The organism is Xenorhabdus sp. PR6a (genome assembly GCF_028599065.1).
GTDB lineage: Bacteria > Pseudomonadota > Gammaproteobacteria > Enterobacterales > Enterobacteriaceae > Xenorhabdus > Xenorhabdus doucetiae.
In genome coordinates, this window is record NZ_JAQRFJ010000071.1 from 1 (window position 1) to 14,734 (window position 14,734).

General features: G+C 49.0%; 15 protein-coding genes and 1 riboswitch. Of the genes, 8 read left to right on the plus strand and 7 right to left on the minus strand.

From position 1 onward, the window contains the following. Positions 1–387: 387 nt before the first annotated feature. Both purH and purD read left to right on the plus strand, forming a co-directional pair. Positions 388–1,986 carry a bifunctional phosphoribosylaminoimidazolecarboxamide formyltransferase/IMP cyclohydrolase gene (purH, locus tag PSI15_RS15310; RefSeq protein ID WP_273584273.1) on the plus strand — a complete coding sequence of 533 codons (1,599 nt, stop codon included), beginning with the start codon at positions 388–390 and terminating at the stop codon, positions 1,984–1,986. Between the two features lie 12 nt (positions 1,987–1,998). Next, positions 1,999–3,297, plus strand: a complete 1,299-nt coding sequence (gene purD, locus PSI15_RS15315; protein ID WP_273584274.1) for a phosphoribosylamine--glycine ligase — start codon at positions 1,999–2,001, stop codon at positions 3,295–3,297. A gap of 32 nt (positions 3,298–3,329) precedes the next feature. On the opposite strand, the gene PSI15_RS15320 is transcribed toward purD, so the two are convergent. The 6 genes from PSI15_RS15320 to nudC form a co-directional block, all read right to left on the minus strand. Beyond that, on the minus strand, positions 3,330–4,028 hold the full coding sequence (locus PSI15_RS15320) for a DUF1481 domain-containing protein (RefSeq protein WP_273584284.1): 699 nt from the start codon (positions 4,026–4,028) through the stop codon (positions 3,330–3,332). Between the two features lie 47 nt (positions 4,029–4,075). Then, positions 4,076–4,348: a nucleoid-associated protein HU-alpha gene (gene hupA, locus PSI15_RS15325; protein ID WP_010848914.1), complete on the minus strand. Its 273-nt coding sequence runs from the start codon at positions 4,346–4,348 to the stop codon at positions 4,076–4,078. 186 nt (positions 4,349–4,534) lie between these two features. Further along, positions 4,535–5,125, minus strand: a complete 591-nt coding sequence (locus PSI15_RS15330) for a YjaG family protein (RefSeq protein WP_273584275.1) — start codon at positions 5,123–5,125, stop codon at positions 4,535–4,537. Between the two features lie 76 nt (positions 5,126–5,201). Continuing rightward, positions 5,202–5,891: a deoxyribonuclease V gene (gene nfi / locus PSI15_RS15335; protein ID WP_045972933.1), complete on the minus strand. Its 690-nt coding sequence runs from the start codon at positions 5,889–5,891 to the stop codon at positions 5,202–5,204. Between the two features lie 4 nt (positions 5,892–5,895). Beyond that, the gene (gene hemE / locus PSI15_RS15340; protein ID WP_273584276.1) at positions 5,896–6,960 is read right to left on the minus strand and encodes a uroporphyrinogen decarboxylase; all 1,065 of its coding nucleotides are present in this window, start codon (positions 6,958–6,960) and stop codon (positions 5,896–5,898) included. A 119-nt stretch (positions 6,961–7,079) separates the two neighbouring features. Beyond that, on the minus strand, positions 7,080–7,850 hold the full coding sequence (gene nudC / locus PSI15_RS15345; protein ID WP_273584285.1) for an NAD(+) diphosphatase: 771 nt from the start codon (positions 7,848–7,850) through the stop codon (positions 7,080–7,082). A 160-nt stretch (positions 7,851–8,010) separates the two neighbouring features. Further along, a riboswitch (TPP riboswitch) is annotated at positions 8,011–8,135 on the plus strand. A 126-nt stretch (positions 8,136–8,261) separates the two neighbouring features. Between nudC and thiC the strand changes: the two genes are divergently transcribed. The 6 genes from thiC to thiH are packed head-to-tail and all read left to right on the plus strand — an operon-like array spanning position 8,262 to position 13,807. Then, complete coding sequence (thiC, locus tag PSI15_RS15350) at positions 8,262–10,238, plus strand: phosphomethylpyrimidine synthase ThiC (protein WP_273584277.1); 1,977 nt, start codon at positions 8,262–8,264, stop codon at positions 10,236–10,238. After that, entirely contained in the window at positions 10,222–10,923 is a 702-nt protein-coding gene (gene thiE, locus PSI15_RS15355; protein WP_273584278.1) for a thiamine phosphate synthase, read from the plus strand. The genes thiC and thiE overlap by 17 nt, the downstream gene beginning before the upstream one ends. Further along, positions 10,917–11,702 (plus strand): HesA/MoeB/ThiF family protein, encoded by a 786-nt coding sequence (locus tag PSI15_RS15360; RefSeq protein WP_273584279.1) that lies wholly within the window; start codon positions 10,917–10,919, stop codon positions 11,700–11,702. The genes thiE and PSI15_RS15360 overlap by 7 nt, the downstream gene beginning before the upstream one ends. After that, complete coding sequence (thiS, locus tag PSI15_RS15365; protein ID WP_273584280.1) at positions 11,699–11,899, plus strand: sulfur carrier protein ThiS; 201 nt, start codon at positions 11,699–11,701, stop codon at positions 11,897–11,899. The genes PSI15_RS15360 and thiS overlap by 4 nt, the downstream gene beginning before the upstream one ends. Before the next feature lie 4 nt (positions 11,900–11,903). Continuing rightward, positions 11,904–12,671: a thiazole synthase gene (locus tag PSI15_RS15370; RefSeq protein WP_273584281.1), complete on the plus strand. Its 768-nt coding sequence runs from the start codon at positions 11,904–11,906 to the stop codon at positions 12,669–12,671. Next, positions 12,668–13,807, plus strand: coding sequence for a 2-iminoacetate synthase ThiH (gene thiH / locus PSI15_RS15375; protein ID WP_273584282.1), 1,140 nt, complete (start codon positions 12,668–12,670; stop codon positions 13,805–13,807). The genes PSI15_RS15370 and thiH overlap by 4 nt, the downstream gene beginning before the upstream one ends. 189 nt (positions 13,808–13,996) lie before the next feature. On the opposite strand, the gene PSI15_RS15380 is transcribed toward thiH, so the two are convergent. Continuing rightward, on the minus strand, positions 13,997–14,536 hold the full coding sequence (locus tag PSI15_RS15380; protein ID WP_273584283.1) for a hypothetical protein: 540 nt from the start codon (positions 14,534–14,536) through the stop codon (positions 13,997–13,999). Positions 14,537–14,734: the final 198 nt, after the last annotated feature.

Consider the following 14,734-nt stretch of genomic DNA (forward strand, 5'->3'; position numbering starts at 1 on the left):
CGCCTCCGGAGTCAAGCGTTTATTTTCGCTTGCTTCCTGCTTTCCTTCGCGGCTGTTCTCAGCTTGGCGTCGGTCAGTGGTGGCGCATTATAGGGAGTTTTACGGCGCTGACAATAGTTTTTTTGAAAATAATTACCGTTTGCTGCATTACACAGCAAAATGCCGCCTTATACCCACATATACACAGATTTATCCACATATCGATATTTTGCTAAAATTTATCGAGCATCACGCAAACGTTTTCGTTACAATCTGCGAAGTAAAAATCACCCAGTGTTTTTTTCAGATTGTTTTGAAATGTTATTGCAGAAACCCTTTTTTCGATCAAATAAGTAGATTTTTCCCAATAACACATTCTGGTTTTATGAAATTCAAGGGATCACACCAATGCAACAGCTTCGTCCAATCCGTCGTGCCCTGCTGAGTGTTTCTGACAAAGCGGGGATTGTTGAGTTTGCCAAAGCCTTATCCAATCGCAGTGTCGAACTGCTTTCAACGGGAGGTACTGCGCGTCTGCTGGCGGAAGCCGGATTGAATGTCACCGAGGTTTCTGACTATACAGGCTTCCCTGAAATGATGGATGGGCGAGTCAAAACACTTCACCCTAAAGTTCATGGCGGCATTTTGGGTCGGCGCGGGCAGGATGATGAAGTGATGGCACAACACCAGATTTCACCGATTGATATGGTGGTCGTTAACCTTTATCCCTTTGCCCAAACCGTGGCACAACCCAATTGCTCTCTGGAAGATGCGGTAGAGAATATTGATATCGGCGGTCCAACAATGGTTCGCTCTGCGGCCAAAAACCACAAAGATGTGGCGATTGTTGTCAATAGCCAAGATTACGACAAAATTATTGGGGAGATGGATAACAACCAACATTCACTGACACAATCCACCCGCTTTAATTTAGCCATCAAAGCATTTGAGCATACCGCCGCTTACGACAGCATGATTGCCAATTACTTTGGCAAGTTGGTGCCGCCATATCATGGCGAAACGGATCAGCCATCAGGACGTTTCCCTCGCACGCTGAATCTGAATTTCATCAAAAAGCAGGATATGCGTTACGGTGAAAACAGCCACCAAGACGCTGCCTTCTATATAGAAGCAATAGAAGGCAAAATCGCGGAGGCTTCAATCTCTACGGCAACACAGTTACAAGGCAAGGCACTCTCTTATAACAATATCGCAGATACCGATGCAGCACTGGAATGTGTAAAAAGTTTCGCTGAACCCGCCTGCGTTATTGTCAAACACGCCAATCCTTGTGGTGTTGCAATGGGTTCTGACATCCATACCGCCTATGACCGCGCCTTTAAGACCGATCCGACTTCCGCCTTCGGTGGCATCATTGCGTTTAACCGTGAACTGGATGCCAATACTGCACAGGCCATCATTGAACGCCAATTTGTTGAAGTCATCATTGCGCCTGCTATTAATGAAGCCGCGCTGCCCATTCTGGCAACAAAACAAAATGTCCGTGTTTTGGCGTGCGGTGAATGGCATTCGCCGGTTGCCAACTTAGATTTCAAACGTGTCAACGGGGGTTTGCTGGTACAAGATCGCGATTTAGGCATGATAAAAGAAAGTGGGCTGGTTGTTGTCTCCAAGCGCCAGCCAACGGAACAAGAGAGGCAAGATGCCCTGTTTTGCTGGAAAGTGGCTAAGTTCGTCAAATCCAATGCGATTGTTTATGCCAAGGAAAATATGACCGTGGGTATTGGTGCCGGCCAAATGAGCCGTGTTTACTCTGCCAAAATCGCCGGTATTAAAGCCGCAGATGAGGGGTTGGACGTTCAGGGATGCGTCATGGCTTCCGATGCCTTTTTCCCCTTCCGCGATGGGATTGATGCCGCCGCGGCGGTGGGCGTGAGCTGTATTATCCAACCGGGTGGTTCCATCCGTGATAATGAAGTGATTGCGGCTGCCGATGAACACGGCATTGCCATGATTTTCACGGGTATGCGCCATTTTCGCCATTAATAGGAGCCTCAAATGAACATCTTGATTATTGGCAGTGGCGGAAGAGAACATGCCTTAGCCTGGAAAGCGGCACAATCACCTCTGGCGACTAAGGTTTATGTCGCACCGGGTAATGCGGGCACCGCGTTAGAAGCTAATTTAGAAAATGTGGATATTGCCGCGACAGATATAGAAGGATTGCTGGCCTTTGCCCAACATCATGATATTGGCCTGACCATTGTTGGGCCAGAAGCGCCATTGGTGATCGGTGTGGTTGATGCTTTCCAGCAGGCAGGGCTAACCATTTTCGGCCCGACAAAAGCGGCGGCTCAATTGGAAGGTTCCAAAGCGTTCACCAAAGATTTCCTTGCCCGCCATCATATCCCCACTGCGGCCTATCAGAATTTCACTGAAGTTGAACCTGCACTGGCTTATTTAGAGAAAATGGGTGCTCCTATCGTGATTAAAGCCGATGGTCTGGCGGCCGGTAAGGGTGTTGTGGTTGCCGCAACGATGGAAGAAGCCCAAAGCGCCGTCAAAGATATGCTGGCAGGTAATGCGTTTGGTGATGCAGGGCATCGTATTGTCATTGAAGAATTTCTGGCAGGGGAAGAAGGCAGTTTTATTGTCATGGTGGATGGCAAGAACGTGGTGCCGATGGCAACCAGTCAGGATCACAAACGCGTGGGTGATGGCGATACCGGGCCGAACACCGGAGGAATGGGGGCTTACTCACCCGCACCGGTCGTCACGGATGAGATCCATCAACGCGTGATGGAAAAAATCATTTACCCTACCGTGGCAGGCATGGCAGCCGAAGGCCATACCTACGTGGGTTTTCTGTATGCGGGGTTGATGATTGATAAACAGGGTGAGCCGAAAGTGATCGAATTTAACTGTCGATTTGGTGATCCTGAAACGCAACCTATCATGATGCGGTTACGCTCTGATCTGGTCGAACTGTGCCTCGCCGGCGCCAACGGCCAGTTAGGCGAAAAAACGTCGGTATGGGACGACCGCCCTGCCTTGGGTGTCGTGCTGGCCGCAGGCGGTTATCCGGCTAATTATGTCAAAGGTGACGTTATCAGCGGGTTAGTGCAGAAATCAGATGCTGATGAATCAGACATCGATGAAAAAGTCTTTCATGCCGGAACGGCTTTTGAGGATGAAAATGTCATTACTGCGGGTGGACGTGTTTTGTGTGTGACTGCCTTAGGGTGTGATATTGCAGATGCACAAAAGAAAGCGTATCAGAGAGCCGGACAAATTAGCTGGGAAGGGTGTTTTTATCGTAAAGATATTGGCCACCGAGCCATTGCCCGTTTGAAATAGTCAATCTCACTAAGCCGACGAAAGTGACAAAATTACAGCTTATCTTTCGTCGGTTCCCAACGACAAAAATCATCATTAGCGACCAACAAGAGCTTGTTTCCTGCGGACGAATTCAGCCAGGCAATCGTTAATGAGCCAGCGCTGTTATTTCGCCTTTCTTCGAGCCACTTCTGAGCATCAGACCCAAACTCAATCGATAATTGCTTTCCTGCACAGGTGGTCACTCGTCCATCCTGCCAATGCCCTTGTAATAAATTCACCTGATCGGCAATTAAAGCGTCACTGGTTTTTTCTATCTGTTTAGCATCAAATTTCAGACGAGCCACATCATCATCGGATAGCGGTTCATTACGCTTTTGCAGTTGCCGCAGTTTAAAAATGACAGCGTTATCTTGCGCGATACGTAATGTTTCTACGATAGGGGGATTATCAAATACATTGCGCCGGATCTGCCACAAGCTGCCATGACGATATTCGTAGAAAGTCACAATGGTGTCTTTATTACGGCTGTTTTTATCGTTGTAAGGGGTCTTATGGTAAGAGGTATTGAGATAAGGACTGTAAACACTCATGATAACCTGAGGTCTACTGTTTTGGTCATCCAAACGCCATAAACGAATAACGCCGCTGTCAGTGACAAAACCGCTGGCGCTGAAAAGAGGTGTTGTTGGCTGAATCGAACAGGCGCTGAGCAAAGAGACGAACCCTAATGCTAACAGCCCCTGTAGAATCAACAAAAGGGGTTTATTTCCCCCTCTTATTTTTTTTCGCAATTCGATTACTTAACTGCGTCTTTCAGTGCCTTACCAGCGGAGAAAGCAGGTACGTTTGCTGCTGCGATTTTAATTTCTTTACCAGTCTGTGGGTTACGACCAGTACGTTCTGCACGGTGGTTAACTTTGAAAGTACCAAAGCCGACCAGCTGCACTGCATCACCATTTTTCAGGGATTCAGTGATTGCGTTCAAAGTTGACTCCAGCGCCGCTTTAGCCTGAGTTTTAGTCAGGTCTGCACCTGCTGCAATTGCATCAACCAATTCAGTCTTATTCATAGATTATCCTTACAGTGTGTTTATCGTTTGCAAAGCATCGAGTGCGACGGATATGCCGATTTGACAGCACCCCTGCATACACGCACCGATAGCCACTTCTTTTCGCCCCCCAATGTAGAACAGAGTGAGGGCAAATGTGAAGCCTTTTAACTACGGCAAATCAAGCAATAAGTCACGTTTTATGAGTTACTGCTCCAAATTTATGCCGATATTGCTCACCCCCGCTTCACGGAGATCAGCCTTTAATCCTTTAATTAATTCGATGTCCCGTTCTTCGCAATTTGCCAACAAACGGTAAATCTCCCATTGAATATCCCATTCGTCCTCAATGGCCGGTAATACTTTTAATTCATCCTCAGTCATTTCCCGACTGGCTTGCGTCATTTCCAGCATAGCAACAGTGCGGATGGACATTTCACTGACGGCTATTGCATGTTCTAATGTCGAACCACTCAGACGAGAATGAATGACTTCACCCAATGCAATGCATGCATCAATCGCCGGATACACACCATAAATATCATAATCTTCTGATGATGGGATAATGGCTTCCAATTTTTCCAGCTGATTATCAAAATTCACTTTTGCATCTTTAACGACCAAAATTTCCCACACGAGATCTAGAATCCGGCGATATTGTGCAGGGTCTGCAAACCCGCTTTGGCGACAAAATACCTGATAATTTGGATACATCCGCTCACATAGACTAGCCATAAAAGTCAAATGTTGCCAACTTTCGAGTTTCTCCAACCTCAGGTGAATCGGGTTTCTTAACATTGGTCGTTACTCATGATGCCTAATTTGCGTCGAAGTTTACCTGAAAATCAAGAATATCCACACTTTTCCGCCACAATTATAGATTTTTCTGCATTGTTTGCCTAAAAAACAATCTATTTGAAGCAATCCCATCCGCCCAACGGGTGGGTTCAGGCAGTTTATATCCCCTCAGACACTGCTCAACCCAAAATACAGCACTGTCAGTACTGACCCGATGACCGAGGGAAATATAGAGCGGATTACATCTTCTTTTGCTTCTCAATACAACACCGACCTGCTCACCATGATCCAGCAATGGCTGACGATCGCCCACAATCTCACCTACCGGTGCATGTTCACCACACAAGCGGCTTTTCGCCACCCCAATCGTGGGAACATCGGCCAATAGCCCAAAATGGCTGGCAATACCAAAACGCCGGGGATGGGCAATGCCCTGACCATCCACCATCACCAAATCAGGCCGCAGGCTTAATTTTTGCCATGCTGCCATCAAGGCTGGGTATTCACGAAATGAAAGTAAGCCGGGGATATAGGGAAGCACCGTATCAATTCTGGCGATTTGATATTCGACTACATCCAGTGAGGGATACTGCAAGACCACAATGGCAGCACGCGTTACCGTACCGCTTTGTTCAAACCCAACATCAGCACCCGCAATGAACTTTGGTGTAAAATCTACGGTAAAAGAGGCAGAAAAAGCATCATGGCGGATAACCCGCCGTGATTTTTCACTCTGTTCCTGACGTAATGCCTTGGTATCAATCATAGAATCATTGATGGTATTTTACTGAAAGCCGGTGTACGGCTTCGACAAATGCACCCGCATGCTCTGGCGGAACATCCTGATGAATGCCATGCCCCAAATTGAAAACATGCCCGTTGCCCGCACCAAAATCGTGTAAAATTGTCGAAACTTCTTCTTCAATCCGGGCTGGCTGGGCATACAACATGGAGGGGTCCATATTACCCTGCAAAGCGACCTTATCGCCAACCCGCCGACGCGCATCCGCCATACTCGTGGTCCAATCCAAACCCAGTGCATCACAACCTGTTGCTGCCATCGCCTCAAGCCACTGTCCTCCCCCTTTGGTAAACAGGGTCACAGGCACACAACGCCCTTCATGTTCACGGATCAAGCCATCCACGATTTTATGCATGTATTGCAGGGAAAATTCCAGATAATCGCGATGAGACAAAACCCCACCCCAAGTATCGAAAATCATGACAGATTGCGCACCCGCTTTTATCTGCGCGTTCAGATATAGAATAACGCTGTTTGCCAATTTATCCAGTAACCTATGCAGTGTCGCGGGCGCTGTATACATCATGGCCTTAATTTTGGTGAAAGCCTTGCTGCTTCCCCCCTCAACCATATAGGTTGCCAATGTCCACGGGCTACCCGAAAAACCAATCAGGGGAACTTGCCCTGCCAGCGCCTTGCGAATAGCACGCACTGCATCCATCACATAGCCCAGCTCCAGTTCGGGATCAGGCACAGGTAATTTTTCTACATCAGCATGATTCTGAATCGGAGAATGAAAACGTGGCCCTTCCCCCGTTTCGAAATAAAGCCCCAGTCCCATCGCATCAGGGATCGTCAAAATATCGGAAAACAGGATAGCCGCATCCAGGGGAAAGCGGCGCAAGGGCTGGAGAGTGACTTCACACGCCAACTCCGTATTTTTGCATAACGAGATGAAATCTCCCGCCGCCTGACGTGTTGCTTTATATTCGGGTAAATATCGACCCGCCTGACGCATCATCCAGACCGGTGTGATATCGACAGGCTGGCGCAATAAGGCACGCAGATAACGGTCGTTTTTCAACTCATTCATGACAAGCTCCCTTGATTAGCACGAGAAAATTGGCACAGTTTAACATGCCTGACATTGAGCTGCTGACATAACCTCCAATAACGTGATTTGCTTACCTGTCTCTCACCAAATTCCCCCAATTACGGCTGACGACACAACGCAACCGTATCTTCAATTAAACGGCGGGCAATCGTATCAGGAGGCGGGATCAAGGGAAGGTTATCATAACGGTGCCAATCTGCACTGATAAGTTCGACGGGGTCAATATTGATTTCGCCGCTCTCATAATCGGCCAGAAATCCTGTCATCAATGAATTCGGGAAAGGCCATGGTTGGGAAGCGACATAACGCAAGTTACGGATCTTAATTCCGCTCTCTTCCATCACTTCACGATGCACCGCCTGCTCCAGCGTTTCCCCCACTTCAACAAACCCGGCTAGTACGGTATGGACGCCATTGCGGTGGCGCTGATGCTGTGCCAGCAAAATATGGTCATCGCGGCGAATGCCGACAATAATGCTGGGGGCAATTTGTGGATAGTAACGTTCATGGCAATGGTTGCACAAACAGGCCCATTCATGCTGGCTATGCTGCATCTCATGACCGCAGTAACCACAATAGTGATGCGAACGATAAAACTCAGCCAGTTGGACACCCCGCCCGATCAATTGAAATAATTTAGCATCCCGATCAGCAATTAAACGGGGAGAGGCCATATCTGAAGTCATTTTCTGCCGAACCAACCAGACCACTTCTCCCAACCACTCGCCGATGGGTTGCGCCAGATGGCCTTGCAATGACCATTGGTTAGCCGTGCCTAAAGGTAACTCTCCCTGTGGTAGCCAAACCCGATTTTCAAGACTGACAATCCACCAGCCGCGTTCTGAACCTATCAGTTTTTGTTGCATCATTTGTTCCATCATCAGTGATGTGATTATCCCCATACTATGCTGCCCAAAATAAACACAAGCAAAGCATACTCCTTTTTAGCTTATTTCGTCTGCAAAATACCCTGTCCCAAAAGCAGTTTTAGGTTGTAGTTTTCACAATCCCCTTTATACTCTGGGGTGTTTTTTCTTGTCGGAGTGCCTAGCGTTCAGCGTATATCACGATGGACACAGGCTGAGACCGTTTATTCGGGATCCGCAGAACCTGATCGGGCTAATACCCGCGAAGGGAACAAGAGTAATCACCCCGCTGCCAGTATCAGTAAAATACCCGCCAGCACCAACTATTACTCCCTGCGAGCTCCAGACAAGCAATTTTCTCAACTTAAGCCTGATCAACTATGCGACAGGCGATAACACAGTCAGGAATTTGCTATGTCTAAGTCCAACGATATCGTTATTTCCAATGCCATGATTCCAACGGCGGATATCTCGCCAAAAGCGCATCCCGCAAGGCCGCGCAAGGCCCAGAGAGATGCCGCACAGGCATTTATCAACACCGTTCAAGGCGTCACTTTTCCCAATTCAAAACGCATTTACCTTGCAGGCTCCCGCCAAGATATTCAAGTGCCGATGCGGGAAATTCAACTTTCGCCCACCTTAACGGGCGGCACGAAAGCGCAGCCCCAATTTGCAGAAAACGAGCCTGTTCCCGTTTATGACACGTCCGGCCCTTATGGTGATCCGGCTGCCGTACTGGATGTCACAAGGGGCTTACATAAACTTCGCCAACCGTGGATTGATGAGCGCAATGATACTGAACCGGTTTCCGTCCTCAGTTCCGACTTCACCCAACAACGCCTTGCCGATGCCGGATTGGACCACCTGCGCTTTCATCATCGCCCACATCCACTGAGCGCTAAACCGGGCAAGCGTGTTACCCAATTGCACTATGCGCGCCAAGGGATCATCACACCGGAAATGGAATTTATCGCCCTGCGTGAAAATATGGGGCGCGAACGCATTCGCAGTGACGTCTTGCGCCAGCAACATGCTGGGCAAAATTTTGGCGCCAACTTGCCGGAAAACATCACCCCCGAATTTGTCCGCCAGGAAGTTGCCGCCGGTCGCGCGATTATTCCCGCCAACATTAATCATCCTGAATCCGAACCGATGATTATTGGCCGCAATTTCTTGGTGAAAGTGAATGCCAATATCGGTAACTCCTCCGTGACGTCGTCCATTGAAGAAGAGGTGGAAAAATTAATTTGGTCTACCCGCTGGGGCGCAGATACCGTGATGGATCTCTCCACCGGACGCTACATTCACGAAACCCGCGAGTGGATACTGCGCAACAGTCCCGTTCCCATTGGCACCGTACCGATCTATCAAGCGCTGGAAAAAGTGAACGGCATCGCGGAAAACCTGACTTGGGAGATGTTCCGCGATACCTTGCTGGAACAGGCCGAGCAAGGCGTGGATTATTTCACGATCCACGCCGGCGTGCTGCTGCGTTACGTGCCGATGACCGCCAAGCGCCTGACCGGCATTGTCTCCCGTGGTGGCTCAATTATGGCGAAATGGTGCCTGTCCCATCATCAGGAAAATTTCCTCTACACCCATTTCCGCGAAATCTGTGAACTTTGTGCCGCCTATGACGTTTCCCTCTCTCTGGGAGATGGATTGCGTCCCGGCTCCATTCAGGATGCCAACGATGAAGCACAATTTGCCGAACTGCATACACTCGGTGAACTGACCCAAATCGCCTGGGAATACGATGTTCAAGTCATGATCGAAGGGCCGGGGCATATCCCCATGCAACTGATCCGCCGCAATATGACCGAAGAACTGGAACATTGCCACGCCGCCCCCTTTTATACCTTAGGGCCACTGACGACCGATATCGCGCCGGGTTATGACCATTTCACCTCCGGCATCGGCGCCGCCATGATTGGCTGGTTTGGCTGTGCCATGCTCTGTTATGTCACCCCGAAAGAGCACCTTGGTTTGCCGAATAAAGAAGATGTCAAACAAGGGCTGATAACTTACAAAATCGCAGCCCATGCGGCTGATCTTGCCAAAGGCCATCCCGGTGCACAAATCCGTGACAATGCCATGTCGAAAGCACGTTTTGAATTCCGTTGGGAAGACCAATTCAATCTGGCGCTTGATCCTGACACCGCCCGCGCTTATCACGATGAAGCCTTACCGCAGGAATCCGGCAAGGTTGCCCACTTTTGTTCCATGTGTGGGCCAAAGTTCTGCTCAATGAAAATCACTCAGGACGTGCGTGACTACGCGGCCAAACTGGAACAGGAAACGGGCATGGAACAGATGTCAGAAGCCTTTCGTTCCCGTGGCAGCGAGCTTTATCACAGTGCAGAGGAGGTGGCGCATGAAAAATCAGCCTGACATCTCAATGTGCCTCCCCGCCCCTTTTGCCCCGACAGAACATCGGTTGGGGCTTTATCCGGTGGTGGACTCCCTGACATGGATTGAGCGGTTGCTGGAAGTCGGTGTCCGCACCCTGCAACTGCGCATCAAAGACCAAACGGAAGCACAGGTCGAGAAAGATATTCAGTCCGCCATTGCCCTCGGCCGCCAATATCACGCCCGCGTGTTCATCAACGATTATTGGCGTCTGGCGATCAAGCATCAAGCCTACGGCGTTCATTTGGGGCAGGAAGATCTGGCTAGCGCCGATCTCAATGCCATCCAACAGGCCGGATTGCGGCTGGGCATTTCTACCCATGATCAAGTAGAGTTAGCGCGGGCAAAATCCCTGCGCCCCTCTTATATCGCACTTGGGCATATTTTCCCCACCACGACGAAAGAGATGCCCTCATCACCACAGGGGCTTGACGCCCTAAAACAGCAAGTGGCGATCACAGCGGAATATCCCACCGTCGCCATTGGTGGCATTTCGCTGGAGCGGGTGCCTGATGTGGTGGCAACGGGCGTGGGCGGCGTGGCACTGGTCAGTGCGATTACAAAAGCGCAAGACTGGCGACAGGCAACGGCCAGATTACTTTATTTAGTTGAAGGAAAAATAGCTGAAGGGAAAGCTGAAGGACAAGATCGGGGGCTTTTATGTTAAACGATCAAGAATTTATGCGTTACAGCCGCCAATTACTGCTGGAGGACATTGGCCCCGAAGGACAAGAGAAATTAAAAGCCGGCAAGGTGCTGATTGTCGGCCTTGGCGGATTAGGTTCACCGGCAGCGCTTTATCTCGCGGCGGCAGGGGTGGGAAACCTGTATCTGGCCGATGATGACGAGTTGCATATCTCAAACCTGCAACGCCAGATCCTCTATCGCACCCGCGATATTCCGGCCAACAAAGCCCAATTAGCGGCAAAACAATTGGTTGAACTGAACCCGCAAATCAATATCACGGTGCTCACTGCGCGGCAAGATTGCGAGTCGTTGCTGGATGTTATCAGTCAAGTCGATCTGGTGCTGGATTGCTGCGATAATATGGCAACCCGCCACGCCATCAATGCCGCCTGTATTGCCGAAAACAAACCCCTGATCAGCGGCAGTGCCGTCGGCTTTAGTGGGCAATTGCTGGTCTTGACGCCCCCTTACCAACACGGTTGTTACGCCTGCCTCTATTCCGATCAAGAAGAGCCTCAGCGCAATTGCCGGACCGCCGGGATCTTAGGCCCTATCGTTGGGGTGATCGGGACATTGCAATCCTTGGAAGCGATAAAAATGCTGGCGGGTCTTCCTTCTTCCTTAAACGGCAAACTCCGGTTATTTGATGGCAGACAACAAAGCTGGAGCACCTTACAGCTTGCCCGTTCCCCGCAGTGCCCCATTTGTGGCGTTATCAGACAACCCGATAAAAAACGGTCAGGAAGAGAGGTCGCATGAACATTATCGTCAACGATCAACCCATGACACTGAGTGCGCCCATGACCGTGCAACAATGGCTGGAACACATAGAACGCACTCAGTCAGGCACGGCTTTGGCTATTAATCAAACCATTATCCCGCGCTCAGAGTGGCATACCCATCAGATTAATGACGGGGATACGATTTTGCTGTTTCAGGCGATTGCCGGAGGTTAATTTTATGTTAAAAATTGCAGATGTTACCTTCCAATCCCGCCTGTTTACAGGAACAGGCAAGTTTGCCCATGCCGGATTAATGATTGACGCCATCCGCGCTTCCGGCAGCCAACTGGTCACCATGGCAATGAAACGCCTCGATCTTCACGGCCATGACGATGGCATTCTCGCCCCCCTGCAACAGTTGGGTGTTAAACTGCTGCCCAATACTTCCGGAGCCAAAACCGCAGAAGAGGCCGTTTTCGCCGCTCACCTCGCACGGGAAGCGTTAGGGACGAACTGGATTAAGTTAGAGATCCACCCTGATGTCAAATACCTGCTACCCGATCCCGTTGAGACATTGAAGGGCGCAGAACAATTGGTCAAAGAGGGATTTATTGTTCTGCCTTATTGTGGCGCGGATCCCGTCCTGTGCCGCCGGTTGGAAGAGGTCGGCTGTGCTGCGGTGATGCCATTGGGGGCGCCCATCGGCTCCAATAAGGGGTTACTGACACGTGATTTTCTGCAAATCATCATCGAGCAAGCCAACGTGCCCGTGGTGGTGGATGCCGGGATCGGCGCACCCAGCCATGCGCTGGCAGCCATCGAAATGGGCGCGGATGCGGTGCTGGTCAATACCGCCATCGCCGTTGCCCGCAACCCGGTTAAAATGGCTCAGGCATTCAAAACCGCCATTGAAGCGGGTGAACTTTCCCATCAAGCGGGTGTGGCAAGCCCCAAATCCCATGCTGAGGCGTCCAGCCCGCTGACCGATTTTCTGGGGGTGCTATGACAAATTTTACACCGACAAACCGCACATTTCGCCAGCGCTGGCAACAACTGGATTGGGATGACATCACACTGCGCATCAACAGCAAGACATCACAGGACATTGAACACGCACTCAACAGCGCTCGCTTGACGCTGGATGACTTTATGGCCCTGCTCTCCCCTGCTGCACTGCCTTATCTTGAGCCACTCGCCCAACGTGCACAACAACTCACCCGCCAGCGTTTTGGCAATACCGTGGGATTTTTTATCCCACTCTACCTTTCCAATCTGTGTGCCAACGACTGCACTTATTGTGGTTTCTCCATGAGTAATCACCTTAAGCGCAAGACGCTCAATGAACAGGAGATTGAGGCTGAATGCCTTGCGCTGAAAAAACGGGGGTTTGAGCATATTCTGCTGGTTACCGGGGAGCACCAAAACAAAGTCGGCATGGACTATTTTCGTCGCTGTCTTCCCCTGATCCACCGCCATTTCAGTTCGGTTTCAATGGAAGTCCAGCCACTGGCGCAAGAAGAATACGCTGAACTGAAAACACTGGGATTGGATGGTGTGATGGTCTATCAGGAAACCTACCATCAACCCAGTTATCAACTGCATCATTTGAAAGGCAAAAAGCAGGATTTCCACTGGCGGCTGGAAACACCGGAGCGCCTTGGGCGAGCGGGCATTGACAAGATTGGGCTAGGCGCTTTAATTGGGCTGTCCCACCATTGGCGCACCGATTGCTATATGGTGGCTGAACACCTTTTGTTCCTGCAAAAACAGTTCTGGAAGAGTCGTTACTCCATCTCTTTCCCGCGCCTGCGCCCCTGTGCCGGCGGCATAGAGCCGGCTTCTTTAATGAATGAAGCCGAACTGGTACAACTGATTTGCGCCTTCCGCCTGCTGGCACCGGATGTCGAGCTTTCCCTTTCCACCCGTGAATCCCCGTTCTTCCGTGATCACGTTGTCCCGCTCGCGATCAATAACATCAGTGCCGGTTCAAAAACCCAACCCGGCGGTTATGCGGATGGACATCACGAGCTGGAACAATTCGCGCCCCACGATAATCGCCCGGTTTTTCAGGTTGCCGAAGCCCTAATCAAATCCGGCTTGCAACCCGTCTGGAAAGATTGGGATCACTATTTAGGTCGATAGGTTAGGTTGAGTATGCTGCAACTGCGGCATACCTTTCTATCTTTCCATAATGAGCAAAAAAAGGGGCGTAATAGGAAAAAATGCCATTAATGCACATTATAGAAACCAATAAAACAAAAATAGTTACAAACTCGACAGAATTTTGAACGATTTTCGATTGAAAGTCGCTACAATTACAAGAAAAAACTCTTATTTTTTATAAGGATTACTTTTTTCCGATTGATTTTCATTTGCAGGCGAGATCCCATAAAGACGATTGCGTTTTCTCGATAGGCTCTGGTATTTTTTTATAATTAACTGACTATTTTCTTTGGTTAGAAAGTAATAAATCGGAGCATTATCCTTGGGATCAGAACCTGCAAAATGAGGAAGCACCTGATTTTTGTCGCGATAATCCAGATCAGGGAAATATTCCTCAGAATACACAATATGATTGTCTTTAATAAAGATATACTTCACCCCAACATCAACAAACTGATAATGCATACCGATAGCCTCATCGATAAATTTCTTATCAGCCCCTACAGGGAAAATATAAGCACGATCCCAGCTAAATGGTGTTAATTTATATAAATCCACTAAACAACCTTGATCCATTGGACAATTAGCATCACCATAAACAGCAATCGCTTCTTTAACATCCCATTTATAAAAAAAAACAAAATAAATAAGGAAGAAAACAGCAAATGTTATTAGAGCAATAGGTAATTTTTTATTCCTGAATGACATCTTCAATTTCTCTTTGTAGCATAGATTTTCAACCCTATTTCTTAGGTTACCGTAAAAACTCACTGATGAACAATTATTTTTCGAAAACCCTGACACACTGTTATACGATATATATACGCAATTAACTTGAAGATGCAGGAATTAAAGTTTGGAAATTATCCGTCAGCCGAGTAGCCAATTCCTGTATTTTTTCGGGGA